Source organism: Arthrobacter agilis (assembly GCF_002953615.1).
GTDB classification, from domain to species: Bacteria; Actinomycetota; Actinomycetes; order Actinomycetales; family Micrococcaceae; genus Arthrobacter_D; species Arthrobacter_D agilis_B.
On the sequence record NZ_CP024915.1, the window covers coordinates 1,223,013 to 1,226,169 of the forward strand.

Sequence of the window (3,157 nt, forward strand, 5' to 3'; positions counted from 1 at the left end):
CCCGTACGAGAGGGCCGTGGCCAGTGAGGTCCGCCAGTCCTCGAGCGACTCCCCCGGCGTCCCGTAGATCAGGTCCAGGCTGACCTTCAGCCCGGCCTCGCGCGCCCACTGCACGGCCTGCGGCACGCGCTCGGGCGAGTGCGTGCGGTCGAGCACGGCGAGCACGTGGGGCACCGCGGACTGCATGCCGAACGAGACGCGGGTGAAGCCGGCCTCCTTCAGGACGCGCAGCGACTCCGGCGTGACGGAGTCGGGGTTGGCCTCGGTCGTGACCTCTGCATCCGGGGCCAGACCCCACTGCGCGGTGGCGGCGCGGAGGATCGAGGCGAGGTCCTCCGCCGGCAGGAGCGTGGGAGTGCCTCCGCCGAAGAAGACGGTGGACAGCGGCCGGGCCGGCACTCCGGAGGCCTCGAGGACGTGCGCACCGAGGGCCAGCTCCGCCAGCACCGATCCCGCGTAGGCGTCCTGCGACGCCCCGCCGCCGAGCTCCGTCGCGGTGTAGGTGTTGAAGTCGCAGTAGCCGCAGCGGACGGCGCAGAACGGGATGTGCACATAGAGGCAGAAGTCGCGCCCGAGCGCGCCGTCCGCTGCCTCCCGGGGCAGGACGCCGTCCTCGGGTGCCGGGAGGCCGAGTGGAAGGGCGCTAGGCACGCGGACCAGCCCCCTCGAAACCGTGCGGGGTCACTTCTTGGCTTTGTCCTTCGACTCGTCGGACGACAGCGCGGCGATGAAGGCCTCCTGGGGCACCTCCACGCGCCCCACCATCTTCATGCGCTTCTTGCCTTCCTTCTGCTTCTCGAGCAGCTTGCGCTTGCGCGTGATGTCGCCGCCGTAGCACTTGGCGAGCACGTCCTTCCGGATGGCCCGGATGCTCTCCCGAGCGATGATGCGCGCGCCGATGGCAGCCTGGATGGGCACCTCGAACTGCTGGCGCGGGATGAGCTCGCGGAGCTTGCCCGTCATCATGACGCCGTAGGCGTAGGCCTTGTCCCGGTGCGTGATGGCGCTGAAGGCGTCCACCTGTTCGCCCTGCAGGAGGATGTCCACCTTCACGAGGTCGGACACCTGGTCGCCGTCGGCCTTCCAGTCCAGGGAACCGTAGCCGCGGGTCTTCGACTTGAGCAGGTCGAAGAAGTCGAAGACGATCTCCGCCAGCGGAAGCCGGTACCGGATCTCGACGCGGTCCTCGGACAGGTAGTCCATGCCGCCGAGGACGCCGCGGCGCTGCTGGCACAGCTCCATGATCGCGCCGACGAACTCCGACGGCGCGAGGATCGTCGCGGACACCATCGGCTCGCGCACCTCGGCGATCTTGCCCACCGGGTACTCGCTCGGGTTGGTGACCTTCATGATGCGCTTGTCCTCGAGCGTGACCTCGTACTCGACGTTCGGCGCCGTGGAGATCAGGTCGAGGTTGTACTCGCGCTCGAGGCGCTCGCGCGTGATCTCGAGGTGCAGGAGGCCCAGGAAGCCGACACGGAAGCCGAAGCCCAGCGCCGCCGACGTCTCCGGCTCGTAGACGAGAGCGGCGTCGTTGAGGGTGAACTTCGCGAGTGCGTCCCGGAGCACGGGGTAGTCGGTGCCGTCGAGCGGGTAGAGGCCGGAGAAGACCATGGGCTTCGGATCCTGGTAGCCGCCCAGCGACTCCGCGGCGGGCTTGGCGAGGTTGGTGACGGTGTCGCCGACCTTCGACTGGCGCACGTCCTTCACACCGGTGATGAGATAGCCCACCTCGCCGACGCCGAGCCCCTTGGAGGGTATCGGCTCGGGCGAACTCACGCCGATCTCGAGCAGCTCATGGCTGGCCCGCGTGGACATCATCTGGATGCGCTCGCGGGGGCTGAGCTTCCCGTCGACCACGCGGACGTAGGTCACCACGCCGCGGTACGTGTCGTACACGGAGTCGAAGATCATCGCCCGGGCCGGCGCATCCGGATCCCCGGTCGGGGCGGGGAGGTCGCGCACGATCTTGTCCATCAGGGCCTCGACGCCGACCCCGGTCTTCCCGGAGACCATCAGGACGTCCTCGGGCTCGCCGCCGATGAGGCTCGCCAGCTCCGCAGCGTACTTCTCCGGCTGCGCAGCAGGCAGGTCGATCTTGTTCAGGACCGGGATGATCGTGAGGTTGTTCTCCATCGCGAGGTACAGGTTCGCGAGGGTCTGGGCCTCGATGCCCTGCGCTGCGTCGACGAGCAGGATCGCCCCTTCGCAGGCCGCGAGCGAGCGTGACACCTCGTAGGTGAAGTCGACGTGGCCGGGGGTGTCGATCATGTTCAGCGCGTAGGCGGTGCCGTCCACCTCCCAGGGCAGCCGGACGGCCTGCGACTTGATCGTGATGCCGCGCTCGCGCTCGATGTCCATCCGGTCGAGGTACTGCGCCTTCATGTCCCGCTGCTCGACGGCTCCGGTGAGCTGGAGCATGCGGTCGGCCAACGTGGACTTGCCATGATCGATGTGGGCGATGATGCAGAAATTCCGAATGATCGCCGGATCGGTGGCGGCGGGCACCGGCGCGGTGCGGGCCATGGGTGACACGTAGGTTCCTCACTCTTTCGGGACAGGGTGCGGCATGCGGCTCCCGCCGCGCCGTCATCGGCGGCGGACGGGGCTGGTTCGCGCCGATTCAACTCCCCCTAGTGTCCCACGTGGCCGCACGGCTCCGGGAATCGCGCGCTCCCGGTTCCCGGGCCACGGCTGGTACTGGCCTAGGATTCCAGCATGGCGATCACGGTCCGCTCCCTCCTGTCCCTCGCGCGTCGTGTCGTCCGGGCGGTGGACAGCACCTCGGCCGGGACCCCGGCCGATCGGACGGGCACGCAGAGCCGACGTCGACCCGTCGGCTCACGGCGGCCCGGGCCGGCGGTGCCATCAGCGGCTCCCCGCTCCGGGCACGACCGACGGCAGCAGGCGGTGCTCGCCTACTCGCCGTCGTCCGACGGCAACCCGGACCCGGGCGAGATCGTCTGGACGTGGGTTCCGTACGAGGACGACCCGGCGCAGGGCAAGGACCGCCCCGTGCTCCTGATCGGGCGTGACGGCGGCGACCTGCTGGGCCTCATGCTGACGAGCCGGGACCGGAACAACGGCCGTGACTCCGACGACCGGTACGTGGACATCGGCACGGGCAGCTGGGACCGGCGGGGGCGCCCGAGCGAGG

3 protein-coding genes are annotated in these 3,157 nt (G+C 69.6%); 1 reads left to right on the top strand and 2 read right to left on the bottom strand.

The annotated features are described in order from the left end of the window. On the bottom strand, positions 1–651 hold a 651-nt coding region (locus tag CVO76_RS05860; protein WP_208741186.1), incomplete at its 3' end, for a coproporphyrinogen-III oxidase family protein. A 30-nt stretch (positions 652–681) separates the two neighbouring features. After that, on the bottom strand, positions 682–2,535 hold the full coding sequence (gene lepA, locus CVO76_RS05865; RefSeq protein ID WP_208741188.1) for a translation elongation factor 4: 1,854 nt from the start codon (positions 2,533–2,535) through the stop codon (positions 682–684). 183 nt (positions 2,536–2,718) lie between these two features. Here lepA and CVO76_RS17280 point away from each other — a divergent pair. Continuing rightward, positions 2,719–3,157 (top strand): type II toxin-antitoxin system PemK/MazF family toxin (locus CVO76_RS17280; protein WP_244186230.1); only part of this gene is annotated, 439 nt, incomplete at its 3' end.